Raw genomic sequence first — 26,317 nt, 5'->3', positions numbered from 1 at the left:
ATATATTCAAACTCTTTGGAATCTGAAAGTAGAGTTTAAATATATGAAATCTATCATAAAATGGCACATCAATAATAATAGCCTTATATTTGTTACTGAAAATAAAAAGAGAAATTATTTGTAGCTATAATATAGTTGTGTTTTGTAAGTACTTATCGTGTAACGATTTTACGACTGATTCTATTATACCAAGCCCCTTATCAATATCACCGATACTAACACTTGCTATGCTTATTCTTATCCCTTTTCTATATGAAGCTTCATCAAAATAAAAGAATCTTCCTGACCGTACCAAAACTGAATTCTCTTCTAACTTTTCAATTAGAGTGTCTTCATTTATCCACTCTGGTAGGCATAAATAAGAATAGAAGCAAAAGTTATTTCCTGTAGGCTCAATTCCATACCCTTTTAAAATCTTAAAATGTTTTCTTAGAGCTATGTGCTTTTCATATAATTCCTTTGATATTGAATCAGTATGTTTCTTTAATATATTACTTCTTATATATATTTCTAGAGTTGCTTGTGATATTAATGAAGCTGAAAAGTAAGAAGAATAATAGGAGAAGTGTATATGTTCCTCAAAAGTATCTAATAAGCTAGAAGGAACCACTATTAAACCAATTCTTGTCCATGGCATTATTTTTGAAAAACTTTTTAAATATATACTGTGCTTATGATCAGAGTAACAATATATCGGATCATATTTTGTATCTATTGAAATATCACCAAAATAGTCATCTTCAACTATATATACATCATACTTAGCAGCTAAAGATGCTATTGCTTTTCGTTGTTTTTTACAAAGAGAGGTACCTAATGGACTATGATTACGAGGAACTGTATAGAAAAATTTTATATCTTCATCTTTAAAAAGCCTTTCAAGTTCCTTTATATCTAGTCCGCTTTCGTTTCTTTCTATAGTAAGAACATCACTTTTTGAATACTTTAAAAAATCAATATAATGCCTATAAGTAGGCTGCTCTATAAGAATTTTAGTCTTTTTATTAGGAAAGGGCATAAGAGTCAGTATACTTAGAGTTTGTTGCACACCTAATGTTATAAATATATTTTTTATATCAACAAATATCTGAAAATCAGACAGGTATTTGCTTAATAACTTTCTTAAAGATTCCACTCCAGACATAGTATTGTTTAGAGAGGTATTGTTATAAATATCAGCTGCTCTATCAAGGCAATGTTTTAAATCAGGGGTACTCATAGTTCCTATAGTTGGATTGCCGGTATCGAAATTTATTATTTTAGAGTTTTCGATGTTATTTTCTAGGTTTTTTTCTACTACGTAATATCCGCTTTGAGGGATAGAGTAAATTACGTGATTATATCTTAATGTATCAAAAGCTTTTACTACGGTGTTTTGGGAACAATTATACTTTATAGAAAGCTTTCGAATAGAAGGCATTTTCTCACCAGATTTATATATGCCTCTATGAATATCATCTTCAATATCTGACACTATTTTTTTATATATACTATCCATATAACTTCACCGTCCAATATGTCTGTATCAATACAGTTATTTTACCACGTGTGAAAAGGTTTTAATAGACTAATTTTAATTGAAAGATTTATATAGTTTTAGTACACATAAAAATTTTTTATTTATCCTTTAAAATTCATCAACTACAGTAATTTTGCCTATAGAAGTTTCATATCAATATCTAGAGAAGGTATAAAGATGAAACACTTCAATTTGAAAATATAAGTTTAATTATGAAGTGGTACATTCATATATGGAGGAAAGAACAGTGCCAAATGAATATATTATAAGAATTATAAAATACGGTGTAATTACATTTATTATTTTAGTAATAACTATCATGATTATTAGTTATAATTATGACGTTAAAGGCTTTACCTCGATGTCTTTAGGACAGGACTGGTATATGGTATTTCAATTTAGGAAAAAAAATAATAGTTTTATCATAGATTTTGGTTATTTATCAGTTGTTATACCTATAATAGTGGCAATAATTTCAGATTTTATTTTGAGATTAGTCACAAGAAGGAGGGGAAAGCTTAGAGCGTCTAAGGCAAATTGAACAGTAACTTTATAAAAATATGAACATATCATATACTAAAATATGAGAAGCAATTGATGATAGATCATAAGTTAGATTTCATTTGTATAGTATATATGCATCGAAAACAGGAAATAAATGTTAAAAAATGTTAATAAATTTCTTATGTAATTGTTGTGATTTTATTATATAATTAACTTATATAAGAAATCTGGTTTTAATTAAAGTAAGATAGGTATTTGTTGATAAATGGTATTAAAGATGAAACACTTCAATACGAAATCTATTTTCAAAACTCCTCTGGGTTCTGAGAGGAGAATTTAAAAATATAAGTTTAATTACGAAGTGGCACATTCATAGATTTTTACGTGGGGTAGAAATGAAGAATTTATAGAATATGAGAGTTTGAGATGGGGAGTGTTTGGACGATGACAAAACTAAAGGAATTGGAAGAACAATTAGTTAACTTAAAACTACAAAAGAGAAATTTGATACTTGCGGGAAAAAAGACAGATGAAGTAGATGAACTTATAAAAGCAGTAGACAGAGATATAAAAAAGGAAAAAGAGATTTCTAAATAGTAAAAATAATTTATGGAAGAGCATTCATTTTGGATGCTCTTTTATTATGTTCATCTCGTGTATTTAGGTTCATAATTTTGTGATTAAATCATATATCATATTATGAAGTTTATGTAGTTTGGAGGAAACTATGTTATATAAGTTTTTAGAAGGAGAACTTTACGGATTCATAAATGAAAAAGGTGATGTTGTTGTAGAACCTCAGTTTTTAGGCCTTTTGCCAGCGTCTGAAGGCCTTATTCCATTTTATCGAGAGGATGGTTACGGATTTATAAGTTATGATGGTAAGATATCAAAAACTTTCAATGAGTTTAGAGCGTTCGAGTTTTTTGGAGGAATGGCCATTATTGAAAGAGATGGACAATACGGCTTCATTAATAAAAATTTAGACGTGATTGTTGCCCCACAATATGAAGGCGTTATGAATTTTTCAGATGGATTAGCTTTGGTGGAATTGGATGGCAAGAAAGGCTATATTAATTCAAGTGGAAAGGTACAAATTCCTATTAGATATGAAGAAGCAAGCACTTTTAGTGAGGGGGTTGCAGTTGTAGGCGATAATGAAAAGATGGGGTATATAGATACTAAAGGGAATATAGTAATAAGGCCTAAATTTCATCGATGTAGTCTTTTTAGTGAAGGATTAGCTGTTTTTGAAGATGGAGATAAATATGGCTATATAGATAAGAGAGGAAGTGTTGTAATTCCTGCTCAATTTGATATGGCTGAAAGTTTTGTTGAAGGACTTGCTGTAGTGATGAAAAATGGTAAATTGGCTGTAATAAACAAACAAGGGGGATATGTTACAGGGTTCTTATTTGATTATTCATTAGAATTTAGTGAAGGAAGGTGCGCTGTAGGAATTGATAGAGGAGGAAAAGAGGTCTGGGGATATATAAATCCTTCAGGTAAACCAGCTTCTGACTTCAAATTTGAAAACGCATCTTACTACAGTGAAGGGTTAGCTTCAGTACAAGAGAATAATAAGTTTGGGTATATAGATTTAAAAGGAAATTATAAGGTTAAACCTGCATTACAAATGGCTTTTGATTTTGAATATGGACTTGGAGAATTTTTAATGGATGATAGAAATGGGTATATAAATAAGGATGGAAGAGTAATCTTCTACTCAAAAAACAAAGTAAACCTAGAAAAGTATACTATGGATAAGAGAGTACTCTCTATAATTTAATGTATGGGTTAATTAAAAGAACAGCTATACTATGACAGATATAACTTGCCATAATACAGCTGTTTTTATTGATTTTAGTGTGAATTTATTTGATATATCAACTATATTTGAATCAAATCTGGGATTTCAACATTAGGATCTATATCAAGATCATAGTCTAATCCTTGATGGCCGAATCCAAAAAGTTTAAAGAATTCATTTCTGAAGCCTTCTATATCAGTTTGTTCTCTAATGTTCTCAGAGCTTATTTTATCCCATTGAATTATTACTTCTTTTTGTACATCTTCTCTTAATTCTAAATCATCTAATCTAATCATTTCACTTTCATTAAGCTTATCACCAGAATATAATTTTGAATCCATAAGTCTATAGATTTGTTCAATACAAGACTCATCGATATTTTTTTCTTTCATTATTTTAAATAGTAAAGCTATATAAAGAGGTACAACAGGAATTGCTGAACTTGACTGAGTTACTAAGGCTTTATTTGAAGATATATAAGCTTTTCCAGCTATAGATGAAAGATATTTGTTTAAACCTTCAGATGTTTTTTCTAAGTGTTTTTTAGCTTCACCTATAGTACCGTTTCTATATATAGGATAAGTAAGTTCCGAACCTACATATGTGTATGCTACTGTTGATGCACCTTCAGATAAAACTCCAGCCTCTGATAAAGCTTTAATCCAAAGCTCCCAATCTTCTCCACCCATAACTTTTCTTGTGCTTTCAACTTCATCTTCTGAAGCAGGAGAGATTGTTACTTCCTGTATTATATCAGTGTGAAAGTTTACTGCTTTATTTGTATAGGCTTCACCAATTGGTTTTAATGTTGATTGATAGGTCTGGCCTGTAATTGGATCAGTCCTTCTTGGTGAAGCAATACTATAAATAATTAAGTCGATTTTTCCTAAGTCATTTTTTATTAATTCAATAGCTTTTTCTTTGACATCATTAGAAAAGGCATCACCATTTATAGTCTTAGAATAAAGACCTTCTTGCTTTGCTAATCTTTCGAATTCAGCAGTATTATACCAGCCTGCACTAGCCGTTCTTGTTTTAGCTGCAGGTCTTTCAAATACAACGCCTATAGTATTTGCTTTTGCACCAAAAGCCATTGCTATTCTTGAGGCTAATCCATAACCAGTTGAAGCCCCTAGAATAAGAACATTTTTAGGTCCTGTTATATTTTTTTGTTTTTTTATATATTCAACTTGTTCACGTACATTTATAGCGCAACCTTCTGGATGAGCTGTTAAACATATATAATCTCTAAATTTAGGTTTAATTATCATAGTTAACTCCTCACGCGATATTTTATCAATAGAATATGTATTCTTAGTTTATCATAAATTAATTTGATATTCAAAGTAAATTGTTCAACAAAATCTTACTTGAATAGGGGATAGTTCTTGCTGGATTGATGAAATATTGGTATAAAATATATAAAGTGAGGTTATGTTTTTATACCACAACTTGTGAATTGTAATTATAGATTTTAAATTTAAATAAAATTATTTTAATAATATAGGATTTATCTATATAGATTGTTAATAAATGGACGAAAATATATATTAGGATTTATAGAATATTTATAGTAGTTAAAGTAATATTAGAGTTAAGATTATTAATGTAATAACCTTAAGAATACATCAACAATAGTCTTTATAAAAAATATAATTTAATTGTAGGAGAATAGGATGATAAAAAATTGTATGGAAGATATAGTAGAGGATTTACTTCCTGTAGTCTTAGTTAATTATGAAGGAGTATGTACTTGTAGTAGGTGTATAGATGATGTTAAGGCAATTGCGCTGAATAATTTAAAGCCTCTTTATGCTACTTCTGAAAACGGAAGGTTATACAATAAGATGAATGAAATGAAAGCTCAATTTAGAATAGATGTGATAAATGAATTAACTAAGGCTATGGAAAAGGTCTGTGATAATCCGTTTCATTAAAGATATATAAATATAACGAATTTAGTAAAAAGTCCTATCATGAATATTGTGGTAGGATTTTTTTATTCTTTATGAAATTATAAAATTTTCAAGTTAGCTAAAACTAAATATTTCAATAACTTTAGAAGTTTTTTATGGCTATACAGTTAGTTTGTTAGCTTTTTACATAGGTAAGAGAATGCAAAACCACCATATAAAAATAATTGATATTAATAACGACGAAACCTATAATTATTTTATGGTTCAGTAGTATAAAAAAATTATTGCGCATAATAACTTAGGATGTGCAAATTTAAAAGTTTATTAAATTAAGTTAAATATTAGAATTTACTAAGGAAATTAAATATATATTTGATATTATAATGATAGTAAGAAGTTTTTATGAATTTGTTAAGAAATAATTCAGATTTACTTAAGAGAATTTTAATTAAATGCCTTTATACTATGTACTGTAGTTATTAAAAGATTTTTTATAAATAGTACTTAAATATAATGGTTAATTTGCAGATAAGATTTAACTTTAATATTTTCGACATTAAGTGTGAATATTAAAAGGAGTGATATATATGGACGGAAAGATATTAATTATTACAGCATCTACAGGCCAAGGGCATAATTCAGTGGCTGATTCGTTGAAAAATGAACTTCAAGACAAGGGGTATGAGGTTAAATGTATAGAACCTATACGAGAAAGTGCTAAGATGCTGGATAAAGTGGTATCTGGAGGATATGAGATATTAGCCACTAAAACTCCAACTTTATTCGGTATGTTGTATAAAGCTAGCAATCATAGAGTTACTAGTGTGGGATTAAACAAGATAATGGGAAGCTCTATAAAGGAAAGTACTTATGAAATAATAAAAGAATATAAACCTAGTTTAATAATATCAACCCATCCTTTGCTTGTAAGTGTAATTTCTTCTTTAAAGGATGCTGGAAAAATAGATATTCCATTTATTTCAGTAGTAACAGATTATAAGGCACATAGTTCTTATGTAAATTCACGAGTAGATGGATATATAGTTGGAAGTAATTATACTAAGAGTAGTCTTTTAGAAAAAGGTGTTGATGAGAATAGGGTTCATACATATGGAATTCCTATAAAAAGAACATTTTTAAATGCAAGTAGTTCATTAAAGCAAGATGATATGTTCACTATACTTTTAATGGGAGGAAGTATGGGAGTAAAGTCTATGAAAAAAGCTTTGATGAGAATAATGGATGTAGATGTACCAATAAGAGTTATAGTGGTTTGTGGTAACAATGTGCTGCTTAAACAAGAGCTTGAAGGTATATATGAAAGTGTTCCTCTAGATAAGCAGCTTATTATACTTGGATATACTCAAAAGATTTCAGAACTTATGGATGTTTCTGATGTCATAATAACTAAAGCTGGCGGTCTTACAATTACTGAAGCTTTAAATAAAAAGTTACCTATAATAGTGCCTTATTATATTCCAGGACAAGAAGAAGAGAATGTAACATTTTTAGTTGGAGAAGAAGCAGCATTATATACTGAGTTAGACAGATTAGACGAGGTTGTAAAAGAATTGTTTAATAACCCTAAGAAGCTTGAAGCGATGAAAGCGAATATAGAACGTATAATTAAGGATACATCATTAGATAGTACTGTTGATTTATTAGCATCCTTATTAGCAATGTAATACTATTTTTTACTGTATAGAAAATTATAAAATTTTCAAGGTACCTAAACCTAGATATTTCAATGCTTTTATAAGTTTTTTAGGGCTATACAGTAAAAAATAAAACTTATTCGCCTGCCAGATTTTCCTCAAATACATTCGGAAAGGCAGATGCGTTAAAAAAGCTCACTGAAGGTCCCTTCAGCGACTTTTTTATAGTTATAAAAAAGGCTGCATCTATTTAAATTTTAATTCATTTAGATGCAGTCTTTATTTATGGATGTACCACTTCATAATAAAATCTATATTTTCAAATTCTCCTCTCAGAATCCAGAGGAGTTTTGAAAATAGTTTTCGGATTGAAGTGGTACATCCATAACAATATTAAGAAAATATTAGTTGCAAGCAATACTAATAATTAACTTTGTACCCAGAACAATTCTATTACATTCAAGTATATTTCGAGATAATATATAGAGGTAGTAAAATTTAATAATTATAAAATATTTGATGAAAAGTAATAAGATAAAGATGAATTGAGAGATGATTCATTTTTATAGTTAATATTTTAAGGGGTGCGTGGATGAAGATTAAATTAACTATTTCATTAGATGAAAAACTTATATTACCTATGAACTACAATCATGTACTTAAAGATGCAATAAATAAATGGTTTGATGACCCTAGTTATGGATTGCTTATGGGGAAAGTTATTGGTGATGATAAAACTAGTACTAAAAAGAGATTTACATTCTCTGAAATAAAAGGACTTAGAAAAGTTAATGAAGCGGAAAATTATACTACCTTTTATAGGCAGTTTGAATTTGAGTTAGAAAGCTACGACGAATGGTTTATGATGTATCTTGCTAATAATTTAGCTATGGGACACTGGTTCTTACTTGCTGGACAACCTGTTTTTGTGAGCGATGTGCAATTATTAAGCATGGATGCAGCACTTAATTATTAATTAAAACATTTCAATTTAGTATAAATAATAATTTAATAAATTGAAGAAAGCCTATATCTTGCAGATATAGGCTTTTAGTATAGTATTATATAGATAATTCAGTTCCATGAATTTAAAGTATACTAGAAAACATTTTAATTAATAGTATTACAACTGATTTATAGACCTTATTTGGAACTGGTTTATCTGTAAGTAATTAATTTAAAAATAGAGGTGTAAAGTTTTTGGTAAGTGATCGTATATCATTGCCATTTAAAATACAATTGGCAACTAAATCTTTTGACTTATCATATAATTCGAATATTTCTTTAGCATAGTTGGCTTCAGAGTAAACCTTCCAATAACCAGATAATAAACAAGGGTCACTTCTCTTTATAAAACCTTCTACATCATGAAGTGGTATACCAAGAAAAACTCCTACTTCATGGGGAAAATTATTTGATTTTAGTCGTGTGTATAAATAATTTAAAACAACATCAGTATTATCTAAGTCAGTGTATCCATAAGTTTTTAATAATGATCTAATTTCTTGGCATTTTAATATATTTGTAATAGAGCATTTATCATAAATTAAGATAGTTTCACTATCGTTATATTGTTTTATAGGCATATAGTCTAGTTTTAAGTCAGACATAAATTGTAGGCTTATATCATGCCATAGGGGTAACAGGATCCTGGTATTGTTAAATATATTAATTATGGAACTTGGCTTAATACCTGTTATTACTGGTGATATTAAATATGAAATAAAAGATTTAATATAATCTTCATCCTTCATAGTATCTAATTGTCTAAAAAACAATAGGTTATCCAAAGTAAAACCTCCTAAATGTAATTTAGATTAATGATTTGCGAAATTCTATACAGTGATTTTGACCATTGCCTTAAGAATATTCATCAACTACAAGTCCATATGAGAACAGAATAGCACCATATTCAAATATTCTATCTTGCTAATTTTTCCGTATTGCCTGTACCGCTATAATAAATAATAATTACCTTTGATATTAGACTAACCACCTTTTTACCAAAATATTAATAATAAAATTCGTTATCAATTAATAGTTGATAGGTTTTGCGAAAAATGCTTATATTTTAACAATAGGCTTTACACAATATAATCAAACATCTAAAGTAATCTGTACATCTATAAAATATAAAAAAATATAAAAAAATATAATCACAATGGTTTAAGTACTTTAGTCTAGTTACTATAAGTATTATAATATATATTAGTGAGTAATTTAAACAATCCTTAGAGCCAACTTAACTTCTATATTTCGTTTTTAAATGTAAACTATATATATTTATTATAGTTATCAAAAGTGATATAATGATAAACGTATTTTTATATAAAAGAGGGATAAAATGGATAGGTTTTTCAACAAATTTGCCCCATTTATTATTTCTGCCAATGTATTAATGCTTCATATTATGGGATATATATTAGATTTATATATTCCAAGGAAATATATTATATTTTTATGGCTTGGAATTTCAGTCGTAGATGTAGTATTTGCTTTTAAGTGTGGAGTAACAATAAGAAATCTTCATGTATTTGCATATACAGATAAGCTTACAGAGTTGTACAATAGAAGGTTTTTTGTTGGTAAGATTTTAAATGAAATGAAAAAAGTAAGACATAATGAGTTAGGAATATCATTGTTAATGATAGATGTGGACAACTTTAAATTAATAAATGATACCTACGGACATAGTGCCGGTGATTTAGTTCTAAAAGAACTAGCTGATATAATAAAGCCTAATATAAGATCTAAAGATACCATAACTAGATTTGGAGGAGAAGAATTTGCAATAATTCTGCCTGAAACTAATAAGGAAAAGGCTATTATAGTAGCGGAAAAAATACGAAACTTAGTTGAAAGCCATGTGTTTAAATTTGAACAGGATCAACGATGTATTACGGTTAGTATAGGTGTAGTTTCAGTTTACGAAGAAGTTGACACCCAATTGTTAGTGGATTTAGCTGATAGAGCATTGTATAAGGCTAAAGAGATAAAGAATAAAGTTGTATATTCAGAAGTTGGAGATTTGGTTGTGTAATTAGGTTATAGTTTAAAGTATAACGTTACCAAAAGCTGTAAGTATTAAGAGTTGAAAGTATGCACAAGTAGAAGATTAAACTGTGAAGTATTACATAAACAAAAATTTTAAATTAATAGCTATTAACAACAAAAAGCAGCCATAGGAATTGAAGTGCACCCCAAATATTAGACAAAACTAATATTTGGAGGTGCATTTTTTATGTCTAAACATACTTTAGAAGTTAAACTGAAAGTGGTGAATGATGTATTAGAAAAAGGTATGTCAGTCAATTCTGTAGCAAAATCACTCCCTACAGCAAAAGTTGTAGTTCAAAGATGGGTTGCGCTTTATGAGAAATTTGGAGTAGAAGGACTTTCTATGAAGTCTGGAACATATACTGGTGATTTTAAAGTTCATGTTATAGAATATATCCATAAGAATAATTTATCTCTATTCCAAGGGGCTGTTCATTTTGGGATTCCAAATGGTTCAACCGTAGGTGTTTGGGAACGGATATATCTCGAGTATGGTCCCGAAGCTCTGTATAGAGATAACAGAGGGAGGAAGGCAAAAATGAAAAAGGATAAGTTTAAAAAGCCTAATACTGATAACTCACAAAATGAAGATTTAATTGCTGAGGTTCAACGCCTTCGAATGGAGAATGAGTACCTAAAAAAATTGAATGCCTTAGTTCAAGCCAGGGAAAAATCAGCGAAAAAGACAAAGTAGTTGTTATTAGAGAATTAAGGCATAAATATAAGTTAGCTGATTTATTAGAAATTGCAAACATTCCTCGCAGCACGTTCTACTATCGTATAAAAAGCATGGAGAAATCTGATAAATACGATGTTGTTAAGTCCTGTATCGTCCAGATTTTCCATGAGAATAAAGGTAGATATGGATACAGGAGAATTACTTTAGAACTGCACAATAGAGGATATATTGTAAATCATAAAACTGTTCAAAGACTGATGAAGCAGTTATGTTTAAAGTGTATGGTTCGTATTAAGAAGTACAGGTCATACCGAGGCAAAATCGGCAAGATTGCCCCAAACTTGTTATCGCGTAACTTCAAAGCTAATAGACCTAATGAGAAGTGGGTTACTGACGTGACCGAATTCGCTGTCTTTGGAAAAAAGCTATATCTTTCGCCAATCCTTGACTTGTACAACGGAGAAATAATAAGTTATAACTTATCCGAAAGGCCTACATTTCATCAAACAGTTGATATGCTTAAAAAGGCCTTTGAGAAGATTCCTGATGACATAGAATTGATACTACACTCAGATCAGGGATGGCAATATCAAATGAATAAATATCAAAAGATGCTAAAGGAAAAAGGTATTAAGCAAAGTATGTCGCGAAAAGGTAACTGTCTTGATAACTCAGTTATGGAAAACTTCTTTGGATTACTGAAAACAGAGTTGCTATATCTACAGGAATTTGAAAGTATAGATCACTTTATAGAAGAGTTAGTATCTTATATAGATTATTATAATAATAATCGTATTAAGATAAAATTAAAAGGACTGAGTCCTGTTCAATACAGGATTCAGTCTCTAAAAATAGCTTAATTAATATTTGTCTAAAATTATGGGGTCAGTTCAAGAATATAGGCTGTTTTTTATTCTTTAGGAAATTATATCTCAATTATATCTGTAGATATTTATGCGGACAGACTTAAGATATAGTATAAGATAAAGAATAAAAAAAAGAAGAATATGTCGCCTGCCAGAATTTCTTCACATACGTTCAGAAAAGGCAGATGCGCAAAAAAACCACTGAAGAAAGTCGCTTCAGTGGTTTTTTACTATATCATGATTTATTTATTCAATTTAGTTTTTATAGTTTTTCTTCTAGATAGGAATATATTTATGAAAAAGTATAAAAATGTATACCCCAGGCCTAATGAAGTTACAAATGCACCTTTTGCGTTTCCCATAAGTGTTAAATCTGATGGATGGCTTAAATAACTTTTATAGTAATCATAAGTATAAAATGAAGAATATAAAGAAGATATGAGAAATATTATAGAAAGCTTAACTAAGTCTTTTGTATCACTTTTACTGTATTTTTCTATATTATCTAAACCTAAAAACTCATATATTTTTTTCATAAAAAACACCACCTAATTTTATAATCCTTAGGATTATTGACATTAAGGTGGCAAGGTATACCAGAGTAGGGGTGTTAAATTTGTTTTTAATATAAGAAACATGGTGATATGACTAGCACTAATAAAGATAATTTATCACCTAAGTATAATCTTTCGACTATAAGAAAGCACATCACTACCAAGTATTAATGGTTCGCTCGACCTTGTAAAATATTTACACAACTATATATAACCTTTCGGCTATATATAACCATTACAACACTCTACAAAATCTTATCTCGACCTTATATGATAAGTTGGGACCTTATTATAATCAAAAAATGACTATAATAAAGCCTTTCCTAACCATATAAAATCTTATTTAAATAACAACAGTGTTAACTGCAACTATTTAAACTCTCCTTACAAAAATAGACTAAACTATTTATAAGAATTGACTTATCACCATGTTCCTTATGATATTAATATAACCTGAATAAAGATTTAAATACATGGAATATATAGGATATATTTTAAATTTAAATTAATATGATATAAAGATAAAATACTTAAATCGGAATCTATTGTATAGTATATTAGGGCTAAAAATATAAATACTTATTAAAGTAGGTTTCATTTTAAGTAGATAAAATATGAAGAGGTGATTGTCTTAATTTTTTAAGTTAACATTTAGCAATGTGGTGGAGGAAATAATGAAAGAATATATATTTAAGTCTAGGGCAATATGTAGTGAGTTTAGCATATCTAACATAGCTAAGAGATTTGATATAAATAGGAAAATAAAGTGGGAAGAGCCATTAGTATTAAGAGATAGCCAACTTCAAGGGTATGTTAAGAGTATAGAAGATAAGGTAGTGTATATATATCATTTTGGATCAATTGTATTTGTAAACTTTACAAATGACGAGATAGATGATTTTATAAATATAATTAAATTAACACCTAATAGTATAAAAAGTCTAAATAAATATATGAAATATGAATGCAGAGAAGACTTTAGGATAGTTTTACATGAACATATGGAAGAGCAATTAGAATATGAGAGTTTGGTTATTAATAGTATAGATGAACATCATTTTTCTATGACTGCTTTAGTTGTTGCAAAATCGGTTGCATTAGAGACCATTGAAGTAACAATGGATGTAGTTTTTGATGACGTAGAGAAGATTATAAAGAGTCTTGAAAATGGTAATCTTAATATTAATGAAAAACAAGCTGCTTCTATAATTGGAAGAGTATTATCTTTCAAACATACAACTATATCATATATAATGCTCTTAGATAAACCGGCCATTGCTTGGAAGAATGAAAGTGCTGAAAATTTATTTAATGATTTAGCTGATTTATTTGAACTTAATGACAGGTATGAAAAGTTAAATGCAAAATCACAAACTATGGTAGATATAATAGAAATTTTTGCTAATTTAAGTCATTCTAAAAGAGCTAACAATCTTGAAATTATAGTAATATTATTAATACTTATTGAGGTAATAATAGCTTTTAGAGATATAATATTTAGATAAAAAGTACCTGAGTATTTTTATGCTTTTATTTAGATTGTTTATTGTAATGCCTCTTAAAAATGTAATGCTTCAATTTTAAAATACAAATTTTATCACGAGGTGGTATATCTATAAAACAAAAAATCAACTCATCTAGAGTTGATTTTTTTGATAAGTTTAGAAAACTATATTCTTCTCTTCGCCGTTTATCCATGCATAGACATTATCAAAAACTATGTTAGCTCTTTTTACCATAGACTCACTAGTAGCGAAAGCTACGTGTGGAGTCACTAGAGTGTTTTTTGAACTGAAAAGTGGATGAGATGAAGCAACTGGAGGCTCAACTTCGAAAACATCTATCCCTGCTCCAGAAATAGTTCCACTATTTAAGGCTTCTGCAAGGGCGTTGCTATCTACAACTGGTCCTCTAGCCATGTTTATGAGAATAGCCTCTTTTTTCATAAGCGATAAAGTTTCTTTATTTATGAGCTTTGTTGTCTCTTCTGTTAATGGAACATGAAGTGATACTATGTCACTATTTTTTAATAAAGTAGATAGATCTACATAATTGATTCCGAGTTCCTTGCCTTCAGCTCTTTCTGTTCTACTATATCCAAGAAGCTTACAGTTAAATGCTTTAAGGATTTGTGCTGTTCTTATTCCTATGTCACCAGTACCAACTATTCCTACAGTTTTACCGTTTAATTCAGTTCCTACAAGTCCAAGTTTTGTACCTTCCGTGCGGACAACCTCGTCGCATTGTTTAACATTTCTAAGTAGAGAGATTATCATTCCTATGGTAAGTTCTGCAACAGCTTCAGTTGCATAACCTTTTGCGTTTGATACCTTTATGCCTCTTTCTTCACAAGCTGATTTATCAACATGATCAACTCCAGTGAAAGCTACAGCTATATATTTAAGGGTATCCACACTTCTTATAACTTCGCCACTTAGTGGATTGTTTGCAATCATTAGGATATCAGCACCATGAGCTCTTTCTTTTAATATTTCAACATCTTTTTCAACCGTATCAAAAGCTACGAACTGGTGCCCCATCTCATTAAGCTTTGATGACAGCTGAGAAAGGGTATCTTTGCTTATGCCTAACGGTTCTAATAACACTATCTTCATAAGTATATCCTCCTTAACTAATAACAATGTAAAGATGAAACACTTCAATCCGAAATCTATTTTCAAAACTCCTCTGGGTTCTGAGAGGAGAATTTGAAAATATAAATTTAATTATGAAGTGGTTCATCTATAAGTACACAATAATATTATAACTCTTTTCATATAAATAAGGCTATTGCAAAATGCAATAGCCTTTTAAATCAAAATACGTAATTTACAACATCAGTTCTTTCGCCGTGTCTTTTGTATACTCTTGTAACTCTTCTTCCTATATTACAAAGAATTTCATAATTTATAGTTCCCATTATTTCTGCCATATCATCTGCATCAAACTTGGCATTTTCAGTTCTACCTAAAAGTATTACTTCGTCCGAAATTTGTACATCTTCTAAGTCAGTGACATCGACCATAATCTGATCCATACAAATGTTTCCTACAACAGGACAAAGTCTTCCGTTTATTATAACCTTGGCTTTTCCAGACAATATTCTCGAGTAACCATCTGCGTAGCCTACAGGTATTGTGGCTATTTTACTTTCTCTTATAGTTTTAAACTTTTGACTATATCCTATATATTTATTTTCATCTAGCGTTTTTAAATGTACAATCCTGCTTTTCCATGTTAATACTGGCTTTAAATCTAGGGATTCTTTCATCACATCTTCTGAAGGGTAATAACCATATTGGATTATTCCAGGTCGTACATAATCATAGCAACTCTCAGGAACATCTATTATTCCTGCACTGTTTGCAATATTTCGTTTGATTTTTCCATTGTAATTATCTTTGATTTCTGTAATCTCTTTATTGTATATATCTAATTGTTCTTTTGTATAACTCTTATCTTTACTATCTGCTGATGCAAAGTGAGAGAATATGCTTTCAACTTTTATGTTTTCTAAATTACATATAGCTTCAACAGTTTTAATATCCTCATCACTCTGTAAAAAACCTATCCTACCCATACCTGTATCTAGTTTTATATGAATACTGCTTATTTTATGATTTTTTACTGATGCTTCTGACAACTTTTTTGCAAAATCATAAGTTGATACAGTAGCTTCAATATCATATTTTATTATTTCATCTATAATATCTTCTGTACATATGCCCAATATCATTATGGAATCATTGATGCCATCTTTTCTTAGTTCAATAGCTTCCATCATATTAGCCACACCAAACCTGTTTATTCCTATGTTTGATAAAAGCTTTGCACATTCCAGAGCACCATGTCCATAGGCATTAGCTTTTATAACGCTTATTATCTCACTGTTTCCTATCTTATTTTTTATCTGATTTAAGTTGAATTCTAAATTATCAAGATTTATTTCTACCCAAACTGGATGCATCATCTTCAAAGCCATCATCTCCTAAGTAATTTATAGCCCATATCTATATATTAATTGTATCAATTAAGTGGTATTTATCAAACGTCCATATTGCGGTTATATTTTTACCTAGGTGGTATGGAATATATAGGGCTCCATTACGAAAACTTAATTTATACTTGTTCGAAAATCGCGGCATTTGGGGATTTTCGGGCATGCATAAATTAATAGTTGAATTTAGAACCGTATAAAGGGTTCCCTTACGGAAATTTAATTTATACTTGTTCGAAAATCGTGGCTTCTGAGGATTTTTGGACATGTATAAATTAATAATTGAAGTTGGAACCCTATATGATTGCTATATAAAAACTTAATATAACCACTTTTTATTGTATAGTATATTTATATTACATGTAAGGTTACAATTTAAATAAATTAATAAACTACTTTATATTAGAGTGTCTTATTTTTATATATTATTCTACAACTATAAAACCTAAATTCTTAAGAACTTAGGTTTTACGGATATAAATAGTATTCATAATATTATATATAGGTATCTTAGTAACTTAAAATTTCTGAGCTAGACTTTGAAGAGATTTGTCATGAACTCTATATACGGTCCATTCATCCATAGGTTTTGCACCTAGACCCTTATAGAATTTAATTGAGGGTTCGTTCCAGTCAAGGCAGGACCATTCAAGTCTTCCACATTTTCTTTCGACAGCAAGCTTTGCTAAGTATGCTAGCATAACTTTTCCAAAGCCTTTTCCTCTCATCTGTGGTTTTATATATAAATCTTCTAGATAAATACCTGATCTACCTAAGAAAGTAGAAAAGTTGTGGAAGAATAATGAAAAACCTATAGGCTCATCCATAAATTCAGCTATTATGACTTCAGCAGATTTCCTCTCAAAAAGCCACTCATTTAATATTTCTTTTGTGGCAATAACATCCTCAAGCATATTTTCATATTCAGCTAGTTCCCTTATAAAACCTAAAATAATATCTATATCTTCCTTTATGGCAAATCTAAGATTAAGTCCCTCAATCTTAGTATCAATGTTTTTTGACATTAAATCGCCTCCTTAGATATATATTAACATAAGAATAGAAAATTTCATCTATATATATAAGCAAAAATAGAAGCTCATGAATAAATTCATAAGCTTCTATCTTTACATTATGTTATAAAAATTATATCCATAATTAAGTTTTTTAATAAGATATATCAAGGTTTATATTGCTTTTCTTTTATATAACAATTTTATTAATATTATCGCTATTATTCCTCCAGCTAAGGCTGTAATTAATTGAGGAACTCCCATAGATATCGCTAGTTTTTCTAATATCTTCTTAGGTATACCGATATCAATTACTTTTAATATATTTGATGCTGAAAAAGATAAAAATACAAACTTTATAAATGAGCCTAGTATGATTCCTATATATAATCCATATTTTTTATTTTTTAAAACACTAAATATTAATATATAAATTAAGTTCCCAACTACTATAAATGGTATGAACGGTGCCATAGCGGTTGCAAGCTGACCAACTACCCAGGCCAATATTGGAGTAAGTACAGCAACCAATGCTCCTAATCTAGCCCCACATATAAATGTTGCTAATATTAATACAGCATTAACAATAGGGCCAACTAAAAATTGGTTTATACCTGGTATGTTTCTTCCTAAAAATTGAAAGATAATAGCTATTGCTAATAGAAAGGCTGCTCTAGCTACCTTATCTATTTTGAAATCCTGCATTTTTATCACCCCCAATATAAATATATTAAAATATATTGAAATTATCCATTGTAGCGACAATTTAGATGGGGAATTTAATTATAAATTAACCACTTCATAACTAAATTTATATTTTCAAATTGCAGTGTTTCATCCTTATCTAAAAAAATTCATTATATAACATATCTCATCTTGAGATACTTCTATTAAGTACTTTCTCTCAAGATGCTCTAAAGATTTCTTCACAGCATTATATATAGTAATATTCTCTTCGATAAAGGCTTCTTTTTCGTTATATTCGCTTGGACTCTGTCCATTCATTATCCTATTTACCATAAATGCTATATGCAGTATTATACCAGGTATAGTAGACTCGGGGAGATCCATTCTAAGAATAGTTTTTGCCCTATTTAATGTATCTAATATATCTCTATATAATTCTTTTCCATCTACTCCTTGTATATTTTCAGATATAACATCTTCCATCTTTATAAGTGTTGTTTTTATATCAACTTTTTCTTGTAATTCATTTATAACTCTAAGACTTATTACGTCTTGGATATTAAACTGTTTTATATCATAGTCTATAGGGAAAGACGATACAACGAATATTATTTCTTTATCTTGTTCTATCTCCTTAAGCTTAGACTTTATTAGGTGTTTATCAGCAAAATTTAGCGGTACTATCTCTAACAAATCTTTGTCATACCTTAAATTGTGTGATAAGAAGCTTTTCATAGCTATTGCTGTTCCTTCTCCAGTAAGACATGCGGTTACTATCGCAAGCTTTTTAGCCTGTTCCTTAACAGCCCTATCATAAGTATGCTCAAACATATAAGAATTCATTGATACTACATCTTTGTATATTTCTTCTAGGCCTATACCTAGTCTAGCCTTTCTAGTAGCCTCTAATACATGAAGTGTAGAAACTAATGCTACAACTCTTACTGGCATACCATATTCTTTTTCTATAGTTTCTCCGAAGGTAGTTAATGATCCCATATCTACTAGAATTAAGTATCCCATCGGATTCATATCATTCTTTACATATGCCCTCAGAGCGCCTAAAACTTCTAATGGACTTACTTCTATAGGGGCATTTATAGGAACTACATAATCCTCACCTAAAAGTTTATTTGCTACATCAGCCATGGAAGTTGCAGTACTTTCTCCATGGGCTATTAAAATAACTTTAACCTTATCTTTCTCTCTATTTTCCTTCTCTAGAACCCAGAACAATGTAATAAATCCAGCTTCATCCTCAGGTACATTGATTTTAAGATGATCTTCTAGAATCTTAACACATTCCTTAGCAACCTGAAATTCTTTAGGATACTGTTTTATTATCCAATTTAGCTGCGGATTTATTATTGTTTTGTTGCTGTTTAATCTTTCGATTAGAGTATTAACATGTAGTGCCAATGCTGAAAAAGTATTTGAATCAAAATTTCTTCCTAAAGTTGTGGTTGCATAATAGAACATCTTATCAATAAGTAATAGTGTATCTTCACCTAAAATATTTATAAGATTTTTTCTGCTTATTGCATTTTCTGCACCCCTTATATACATCTTAAAGTATTTTGTTATATCATTTTCCAATATTGTCTCTATGTCAAAATTAGAAACACCTTTTAATCTTAGTTCTTGTACTTTTCTATCGATAATATCATAAATACTTCCTTCTTCATGTTGTTTTACAATATCATCCTCACCTTTTGAGAACTTGAAAAAGTTAATTTTTTCTCCTAGTGTTTCATTCCATAAGATTCTGTTTCCTTTTTCATTATATAATCCTTCCTTTATATGAGGGGGAAGATCAGTACTTGTTATTTTAACCTCTCTTTTCTTACCAGTTAAGAAGTCAGAATATGCTTTTGCACATAAGAGCTGTATGTCAGCTTTTAATTGTCCAACATTATTCGGACAATCATATGATAATAGGGCTCTCATGGTATTTAAAGAAGCTGCGATTTCTCTATCTAACCTTATTCTTTCTGCTTCGAAAAAGTCTCTTATTAGCTCCAGTCTTTCTTTTGCTGATCTATCTCTAAGAGCAGGTAACTTAATAGTCATTGGAATTCTTCTGGTGAAAGTTTTAAGAAGAACCGAAGATGGATCTTCTGTGGTTGCAGATATTATTAACACATCCGCTGTTCTCGTGTCTGATTCACCTATACGTCTAAAGCAACCTTTGTCCATGAAAGTAAAAAAGGCTTCTTGTCCTTCTGGAGGTAATCTATGAACTTCGTCTAAAAATAATATCCCTCCGTTTGCTTTTTCAATTAATCCCTCTTTATCATTTTCAGCTCCAGTATAGGCACCTTTTTTAACTCCAAAAAGCTGAGCATTTAATAATTGTGGATTGTTAGTATAATCTGCACAGTTGAATATTATAAAAGGAGAGTCTTTCTTCTTAACACCCATTTCTGTAGCATATTCATGCATGTAGTCTGCAAACATTGATTTTCCTACACCAGTTTCACCTAAAATTAAGCAATGCATGCCTTTAGGTGGATATAAGATAGCTGCCTTAGCACCTTCTATAGGTTCGGCCAAACTTTCATTTTTTCTTAACAACCTATCTAAAGAAGTTTCATTATTAGAATGATTTTGGCCTTTTGAAGAAATAGAGTATTTAACAGGTCTTCCACTTGATTTGCTAACTTTACCTTCTTCCCATAATCTATTTAAATCAAAGCTAACATTAGCCCTAGATATATTTAAAATCTCTGAAAGCTCCGAAGCACTTATACCATCTGGACGGGAAAGTTCTAGCAACTTATTATAAATCAGATCTATTCTTTTCATATTTCATCTCCCTCCTACATATAATCTCAATTATATACATAATAGTAATTAAGTATATATTAAAACATTTTCATAACAAAAGTAAATACAATTAATTTTATTAGTGTATTTTTTAAAAAACACTATTTTTACAAAAAAAAACACTGTATTTATTATTAAAACACTATCGTTTTTTATGCGAAACACTAATGTTTTTCATCAAAACACAATGTAAACATTTACTGAAACCCTTTTGTTTAGATGTTTTTAGAGTTTTGGCACGGCTCTTGCTATAGTATATGGCACAAGAAAAAAATAAAACAACTTACTCACCTAAAGGGGGACAGGACGATGAATATGGAAGAAATTATAATGGGTATTATCATCAACGCTGGTGATGCTAGAGCTTATGCTCATGAAGCACTAGAAAAAGCAAATAGTGGAGATTTTCAAGGAGCCTCTTCCTCGATAGAACTTGCAGACGAAGCAATAGGACGTGCTCATGATTCGCAAACTTCACTTTTACACAAAGAAGCTCAAGGAGAAAAGATTGAAATAACAGCATTATTTGTTCACAGTCAAGATCATTTAATGACTGCTATAACTGAAAAAAATCTTATACTTCAAATTATTGAGTTAAGAAGACAAATGCAACCATTACTTGAACAAGCAGCAAAAGCTTAAGAACATAAAATAAATAAGGGTTTGTTTTAGAGAGAAAAATATATATAAAAATTAAACATTAAATATTCAGATTGAAATAAAAAACTTAATTTATTAGGAGGAATTTATTATGTATAATATCGTTTTATTTTGTTCAGCAGGTATGTCAACAAGTTTATTAGTTACTAAAATGGAGGCAGCAGCAAAAGCTAAAGGTATAGAAGCTAAGATAAATGCATACTCTGAAGCTCAAATGGCTAAATATGTTCCAGAAGCTGATGTAGTTTTGTTAGGACCTCAAATAAGATTTGCTCTTGCAAGAGCTAAGAAAATATGCGATGAGCATAATGTTCCAATAGATGTAATAGCTCCTCAAGACTATGGTATGATGAATGGTCAAAAGGTTCTAGAAAAAGCAATAGCACTTATAAAGAAATAATTATTAATTAGTTTGAAATTTTTTCATTATATATTTTTTAAATTTGAAAGGAGATAAAAATTATGTCAAAACCTATGGACTTATTAGAAGAAAAGCTTATGCCCGTAGCTGCTAAAATCTCTGGTAACAGATATTTATTAGCAATCCGTGATGGTTTCATGCTTGCAATGCCATTACTGATCATCGGTGCAATGTCACTTTTAGTGGCAAACTTCCCAATTCAAGGATTCTTAGACTTAATGGCTAGTATCTTTGGAGCAAACTGGAAATCATTCTTTACAATACCTTTTGACGCAACAATGTCAATAATGACAATCTTTGTAGTATATGGTATAGCAAACAGCTTATCACTTCACTATGAATTAGAAGGAATTAGTAGTGGTGCTATAGCACTAGTAGCATTCTTTATACTTACACCATTTGCAACAACATTTACTCCTGCAGATTCAAAGACAGTTTATGATATAACTGGTGTTATACCAATGGAATGGCTTGGATCAAAAGGATTATTCGTTGGTATGTTTACAGCAATCTTCACTACTGAAATAATAAGATTTGTAAACGTTAGAGGATGGGTTATCAAGATGCCAGAAGGAGTTCCTCCAACTGTATCTAAAGCCTTCTCAGCACTTATCCCAGCTTTCATGGTAATAGCTTGCTTTGATGTTGTAAGACTTCTATTCACATTTACTTCATACCACACAGTACATGGATTCATCTACAAGATACTTCAAGCTCCATTAACTTCATTAGGAGATAGTTTAGGTGCAACACTTATTGCGAACCTATTCATAGGCTTATTCTGGGTATTTGGTATTCATGGTGCTAACGTTGTTGGTTCAGTTATGTCACCAATCTGGCTTTCATTATCAGCTGATAACTTAACAGCATTTAAGGCTGGCGGTGCATTACCACACGTTATTACTCAACAATTCCAAGAAATATACTTACAATTAGGTGGTTCTGGTTCTACATTAGCATTATGTTTAACTATGATCTTCTTATGTAAGTCTGAACAATGTAAGAAACTTGGTAGACTTGCTATACTTCCTGGTTTATTCAACATCAATGAACCTATAACATTCGGTCTTCCAGTAGTTCTTAACCCAATAATGATGATACCATTCATATTGACACCAATGGTTCTTGCAGTAGTTTGTTATATAGCAATCTCTACTGGATTAGTTCCAAGACCTTCAGGAGTTATAATTCCTTGGACAACTCCTGCAGTATTCGGTGGATTCTTAATAGCTGGTGTTAGAGGAGCATTACTACAAATAGTAGAATTAGCTGTAGCATTCCTTTGCTACTATCCATTCATCAGAACTGTTGATAAGCAATACTTCCAAGAAGAAAAATCTTACAATACAGCTGAAAATGCATCTGTATAAAAAGACAATATAGTATATAATATAAAATATAGGTGGTTACATACTTGTAACCACCTATGTACATATAAATATGCTAAAAATTTTGAAAGGGGTTTTGATCTTGAATCTTCTAAATGAATTAAAAATAAGTCTCTTTAAACCTCATTTATACCATACTTTTAAAGGTGAATCCTTTGGAAAATTATTAAGATTTGATTTAATTGTTTCAATCGCAGGACTTATATTTTATACAATAATGAAGGCTTTTAAATCAGTTATTTACGGTAATTTTGATGTGTTTATACTATATTATAAAACTCTAGAAATACCTACTTTAATTGGAATTGTTCTTTACGCAACTATAGGAGTTGCTTTTGCAGCATTATTTCTTAGCGGAATATTTTTCGCATACAATAAATTCAAGCATATTAATATTCCATTTATGAATGTTTATAATTATGCTAATCATACACTTTTAATAGCAGTTTTTATAAGTAATTTACTTGGACCATTTGTAATCCTATTTACTGTAGGATTTTATATGATGGCAGTAAGAGGTGATCTTCTTAAAGCAAGAGATGGAGTTAGCCCTCTTAAATATCTTAAATTTAAAAATTAGATTCCTGTAATATTGCAACTATGATCTAGACTTAATAAAAGTTTAAATTATTTCTAAAAAATTAATTAAGAATTAGAAAATAAATTTTCCTTTTATTTTAGGAAAGTTAGAATAAATTATTAACCCAAAAAGGTGGCTGTGATAAAACTATTTATTAAATGGTTTTACCACAGCCACCTTTGCATATATGAACTATTTTATTGTTTTAAAGGTCTTTAAGAGCTTAAGGTAGTAATTTGCTTCTCGAAGTACATGGTCTGATAATAAAGGAGGAATAATAGATTTGATTTTACAAGTTAATATACCCTCGGTACCTTGATTTTTAAAATCTCTTAGTTTTGTAACTTGATTTATGGTTTCTCTAGTAACTCTAGCTAAATCTTCTGGACTATCTTCAAGTGCTAAGGTTGAAGCAAGTAATTTATCTAAATCATTTGAGAATCCATCAGCAGTATCAAATAAAGCTGTCTCTGAAGGATCTAAATAACCTCTTATGAATTTAGAATGCTCATCCATGATTCTAGTCCAATTTATTTCAAAATTTATTATCTCATTAAGTGTATCTATTGTATCCTTCATTTGTAGTTTCCTTAAAGTCATAACTGCGAATTGAGCTTCTCTTGTAACGTGGTCTAACATTAAAGGATAAGTGTAGCTAAAAGCTTTACAACTTAAGATGTCATTCAGTAACTTAGTTTGAAATGCTATTACACTTGTAGTAAGGCGAATGGCCTCGTCATTAATTGCAGATATCTGTGCTACTATATTATCTTGCCTTGATCTTGGTAAAGTGGACCTAAAAATAATGCTTTCTTGTTTAGTAATACTTGTTTCGATAGGTATTCCTGTCAGCTGAGAGGTGATTTTTTCAGCATCAAGGGTATATTCTGTAAGAAACTCTCCAGAGTTAACTAAATCGTTGCTAATCTGATCGTTTGTACTAAGTAAAATAGCTCTTGAAAGAAGATCTTCATATGCTCTTTTGAAGACATTTGCTTGTTTTATGGTGTTTAAATTTTTTAGGGGAAGTGAAGCTGATAAGAAGATGGTATGTTCTCTTGCGATCCTCAAAAAGAAAAGGTTAAATTCTAAAGAGTGAATAATATATTCTCTATCAGTGAGCATTGTATATCCTTTCTTAATATTATTTATGTATATGGACTCCACATTCACTAGTATATGATTATATTGTATAAATTGTTACTTCAATATTTCTACTATTATAAATTGAAACAATTTAGTATAATAAAGTAAATAAAAAGTAGAAGGTGATATGATGAAAGATATAGGATTAGTACTTGAAGGAGGCGGCTTAAGGGGAGTATATACAGCCGGTATACTAGATTTCTTCCTGGAAAAGTCTTTACACTTCCCATATATAATAGGGGTTTCAGCAGGCGCATGTAATGCAGCATCATATATTTCTAAACAATTTGAGAGAAACAAAAGAATTAATATAGGGTACGTGAGAGATCATAGATATTTAAGTTATAGAAATATGATAAAGGAGAGAAGTTTATTTGGAATAGATTTCGTGTATAATAGAATACCAAATGAATTAGATCCTTTCGATTACGATACTTTTTTCAGTTCAGAACAAAAATTTGTAATCGGAGCAACTGATTGCGTAACTGGAGAACCATTTTATGTGGAAAAAAATCAGTGTTTTAAAGACAATGATGAGATTCTAAAAATTATACGTGCATCTAGTAGCCTGCCATTTGTTGCACCAGTGGTTAAATACAATGATTATAATCTATTGGATGGAGGCATATCTGATCCAATACCATTAAAGAAATCTATCAATGATGGCAATAAAAAGCATGTGGTAATATTGACTAGGCCTGATGGATACAGAAAAGAAGCTTTCAAGAGGAAATGGGTTGTAGATAGAGTGTATTCTAAATACAAGGGTTTATCAAAGGCTATGGTAAGTAGACACGATGTTTATAATAAGACTTTAGATTTAGCTGGTGATATGGAGAAGGAAGGAAATGTATTCATATTAAGGCCAAGTGAGGATCTGCAAGTTGATAGATTAGAAAAAAGACCGGAAAAATTGTATAGACTTTATGACTTAGGTTATGAAGATGCAAAAAAGAATTATGAGAGATTGAAGGCATGGTTATAAATTCAATCTTTTATATAGTTTAATAAAGATGGATAACTTTATAGGTAAGACTAT

The 26,317-nt window shown here is 29.9% G+C and carries 24 protein-coding genes; 14 read left to right on the top strand and 10 right to left on the bottom strand.

The features are described from left to right. Positions 1-124: 124 nt before the first annotated feature. Entirely contained in the window at positions 125-1,498 is a 1,374-nt protein-coding gene (locus tag bsdtw1_RS22945; protein ID WP_183279983.1) for an aminotransferase-like domain-containing protein, read from the bottom strand. Between the two features lie 268 nt (positions 1,499-1,766). Here bsdtw1_RS22945 and bsdtw1_RS22940 point away from each other — a divergent pair, with 268 nt between their 5' ends. From bsdtw1_RS22940 to bsdtw1_RS22930, 3 genes are all read left to right on the top strand, one after another. Then, entirely contained in the window at positions 1,767-2,060 is a 294-nt protein-coding gene (locus bsdtw1_RS22940) for a hypothetical protein (protein ID WP_183279982.1), read from the top strand. A 407-nt stretch (positions 2,061-2,467) separates the two neighbouring features. After that, positions 2,468-2,620 carry a hypothetical protein gene (locus tag bsdtw1_RS22935; protein WP_183279981.1) on the top strand — a complete coding sequence of 51 codons (153 nt, stop codon included), beginning with the start codon at positions 2,468-2,470 and terminating at the stop codon, positions 2,618-2,620. Positions 2,621-2,750: 130 nt separating this feature from the next. After that, a complete protein-coding gene (locus bsdtw1_RS22930; RefSeq protein ID WP_183279980.1) occupies positions 2,751-3,812 on the top strand; it encodes a WG repeat-containing protein in 1,062 nt (353 codons plus the stop codon). 101 nt (positions 3,813-3,913) lie between these two features. Here the strand turns inward: bsdtw1_RS22930 and fabV are convergent, their stop codons facing one another. Beyond that, positions 3,914-5,104, bottom strand: coding sequence for an enoyl-ACP reductase FabV (gene fabV / locus bsdtw1_RS22925; protein ID WP_183279979.1), 1,191 nt, complete (start codon positions 5,102-5,104; stop codon positions 3,914-3,916). Positions 5,105-5,509: 405 nt separating this feature from the next. On the opposite strand from fabV, the gene bsdtw1_RS22920 reads away from it, so the two are divergent. The 3 genes from bsdtw1_RS22920 (at position 5,510) to bsdtw1_RS22910 (ending at position 8,380) form a co-directional block, all read left to right on the top strand. Beyond that, complete coding sequence (locus bsdtw1_RS22920; protein WP_183279978.1) at positions 5,510-5,770, top strand: late competence development ComFB family protein; 261 nt, start codon at positions 5,510-5,512, stop codon at positions 5,768-5,770. Between the two features lie 566 nt (positions 5,771-6,336). After that, on the top strand, positions 6,337-7,434 hold the full coding sequence (locus bsdtw1_RS22915; protein ID WP_183279977.1) for an MGDG synthase family glycosyltransferase: 1,098 nt from the start codon (positions 6,337-6,339) through the stop codon (positions 7,432-7,434). A 562-nt stretch (positions 7,435-7,996) separates the two neighbouring features. Then, positions 7,997-8,380 (top strand): hypothetical protein, encoded by a 384-nt coding sequence (locus bsdtw1_RS22910; RefSeq protein WP_183279976.1) that lies wholly within the window; start codon positions 7,997-7,999, stop codon positions 8,378-8,380. A 196-nt stretch (positions 8,381-8,576) separates the two neighbouring features. Here bsdtw1_RS22910 and bsdtw1_RS22905 read toward each other — a convergent pair whose 3' ends face one another. Next, positions 8,577-9,194 carry a DUF3793 family protein gene (locus bsdtw1_RS22905; RefSeq protein WP_183279975.1) on the bottom strand — a complete coding sequence of 206 codons (618 nt, stop codon included), beginning with the start codon at positions 9,192-9,194 and terminating at the stop codon, positions 8,577-8,579. 554 nt (positions 9,195-9,748) lie between these two features. Between bsdtw1_RS22905 and bsdtw1_RS22900 the strand changes: the two genes are divergently transcribed. Both bsdtw1_RS22900 and bsdtw1_RS22895 read left to right on the top strand, forming a co-directional pair. Beyond that, positions 9,749-10,444, top strand: coding sequence for a GGDEF domain-containing protein (locus tag bsdtw1_RS22900; protein ID WP_183279974.1), 696 nt, complete (start codon positions 9,749-9,751; stop codon positions 10,442-10,444). A gap of 201 nt (positions 10,445-10,645) precedes the next feature. After that, a protein-coding gene (locus bsdtw1_RS22895) for an IS3 family transposase (protein WP_183276183.1) occupies positions 10,646-12,000 on the top strand; the annotation gives its coding sequence in 2 pieces (ribosomal slippage) (positions 10,646-11,105 and positions 11,105-12,000; 1,356 coding nt in all). A 248-nt stretch (positions 12,001-12,248) separates the two neighbouring features. Here bsdtw1_RS22895 and bsdtw1_RS22890 read toward each other — a convergent pair. After that, on the bottom strand, positions 12,249-12,542 hold the full coding sequence (locus bsdtw1_RS22890) for a hypothetical protein (protein ID WP_183279973.1): 294 nt from the start codon (positions 12,540-12,542) through the stop codon (positions 12,249-12,251). Between the two features lie 692 nt (positions 12,543-13,234). On the opposite strand from bsdtw1_RS22890, the gene bsdtw1_RS22885 reads away from it, so the two are divergent. Next, complete coding sequence (locus tag bsdtw1_RS22885) at positions 13,235-14,065, top strand: RMD1 family protein (RefSeq protein WP_183279972.1); 831 nt, start codon at positions 13,235-13,237, stop codon at positions 14,063-14,065. Between the two features lie 156 nt (positions 14,066-14,221). On the opposite strand, the gene bsdtw1_RS22880 is transcribed toward bsdtw1_RS22885, so the two are convergent. The 5 genes from bsdtw1_RS22880 to bsdtw1_RS22860 all read right to left on the bottom strand — a co-directional run bounded on the left by bsdtw1_RS22880 (position 14,222) and on the right by bsdtw1_RS22860 (position 21,062). Beyond that, the gene (locus bsdtw1_RS22880; protein ID WP_183279971.1) at positions 14,222-15,175 is read right to left on the bottom strand and encodes a 2-hydroxyacid dehydrogenase; all 954 of its coding nucleotides are present in this window, start codon (positions 15,173-15,175) and stop codon (positions 14,222-14,224) included. Between the two features lie 200 nt (positions 15,176-15,375). After that, positions 15,376-16,530: an alanine racemase gene (alr, locus tag bsdtw1_RS22875; RefSeq protein WP_244638243.1), complete on the bottom strand. Its 1,155-nt coding sequence runs from the start codon at positions 16,528-16,530 to the stop codon at positions 15,376-15,378. A 545-nt stretch (positions 16,531-17,075) separates the two neighbouring features. Then, positions 17,076-17,582 carry a GNAT family N-acetyltransferase gene (locus tag bsdtw1_RS22870; RefSeq protein ID WP_183279969.1) on the bottom strand — a complete coding sequence of 169 codons (507 nt, stop codon included), beginning with the start codon at positions 17,580-17,582 and terminating at the stop codon, positions 17,076-17,078. Positions 17,583-17,744: 162 nt separating this feature from the next. Then, entirely contained in the window at positions 17,745-18,275 is a 531-nt protein-coding gene (locus bsdtw1_RS22865) for an ECF transporter S component (RefSeq protein ID WP_183279968.1), read from the bottom strand. A gap of 135 nt (positions 18,276-18,410) precedes the next feature. Then, on the bottom strand, positions 18,411-21,062 hold the full coding sequence (locus tag bsdtw1_RS22860; protein ID WP_183279967.1) for a sigma-54-dependent transcriptional regulator: 2,652 nt from the start codon (positions 21,060-21,062) through the stop codon (positions 18,411-18,413). A 330-nt stretch (positions 21,063-21,392) separates the two neighbouring features. On the opposite strand from bsdtw1_RS22860, the gene bsdtw1_RS22855 reads away from it, so the two are divergent. The 4 genes from bsdtw1_RS22855 to bsdtw1_RS22840 all read left to right on the top strand — a co-directional run bounded on the left by bsdtw1_RS22855 (position 21,393) and on the right by bsdtw1_RS22840 (position 24,132). Next, positions 21,393-21,725, top strand: a complete 333-nt coding sequence (locus bsdtw1_RS22855) for a PTS lactose/cellobiose transporter subunit IIA (protein ID WP_371874767.1) — start codon at positions 21,393-21,395, stop codon at positions 21,723-21,725. 109 nt (positions 21,726-21,834) lie between these two features. After that, positions 21,835-22,143: a PTS sugar transporter subunit IIB gene (locus bsdtw1_RS22850; protein ID WP_183279966.1), complete on the top strand. Its 309-nt coding sequence runs from the start codon at positions 21,835-21,837 to the stop codon at positions 22,141-22,143. Positions 22,144-22,205: 62 nt separating this feature from the next. Beyond that, entirely contained in the window at positions 22,206-23,534 is a 1,329-nt protein-coding gene (celB, locus tag bsdtw1_RS22845) for a PTS cellobiose transporter subunit IIC (protein WP_183279965.1), read from the top strand. A gap of 100 nt (positions 23,535-23,634) precedes the next feature. Continuing rightward, the gene (locus tag bsdtw1_RS22840; RefSeq protein ID WP_183279964.1) at positions 23,635-24,132 is read left to right on the top strand and encodes a hypothetical protein; all 498 of its coding nucleotides are present in this window, start codon (positions 23,635-23,637) and stop codon (positions 24,130-24,132) included. 192 nt (positions 24,133-24,324) lie between these two features. Here bsdtw1_RS22840 and bsdtw1_RS22835 read toward each other — a convergent pair whose 3' ends face one another. After that, positions 24,325-25,257, bottom strand: a complete 933-nt coding sequence (locus bsdtw1_RS22835) for a DUF2935 domain-containing protein (RefSeq protein WP_183279963.1) — start codon at positions 25,255-25,257, stop codon at positions 24,325-24,327. Between the two features lie 151 nt (positions 25,258-25,408). On the opposite strand from bsdtw1_RS22835, the gene bsdtw1_RS22830 reads away from it, so the two are divergent. Continuing rightward, positions 25,409-26,263, top strand: a complete 855-nt coding sequence (locus bsdtw1_RS22830; protein WP_183280014.1) for a patatin-like phospholipase family protein — start codon at positions 25,409-25,411, stop codon at positions 26,261-26,263. Positions 26,264-26,317 lie beyond the last annotated feature (54 nt).

It is taken from the genome of Clostridium fungisolvens (assembly GCF_014193895.1).
GTDB lineage: Bacteria > Bacillota > Clostridia > Clostridiales > Clostridiaceae > Clostridium_AR > Clostridium_AR fungisolvens.
The sequence above is the reverse complement of the archived record's forward strand: the minus strand, read 5'-3'. Positions and strand labels throughout refer to the sequence as shown.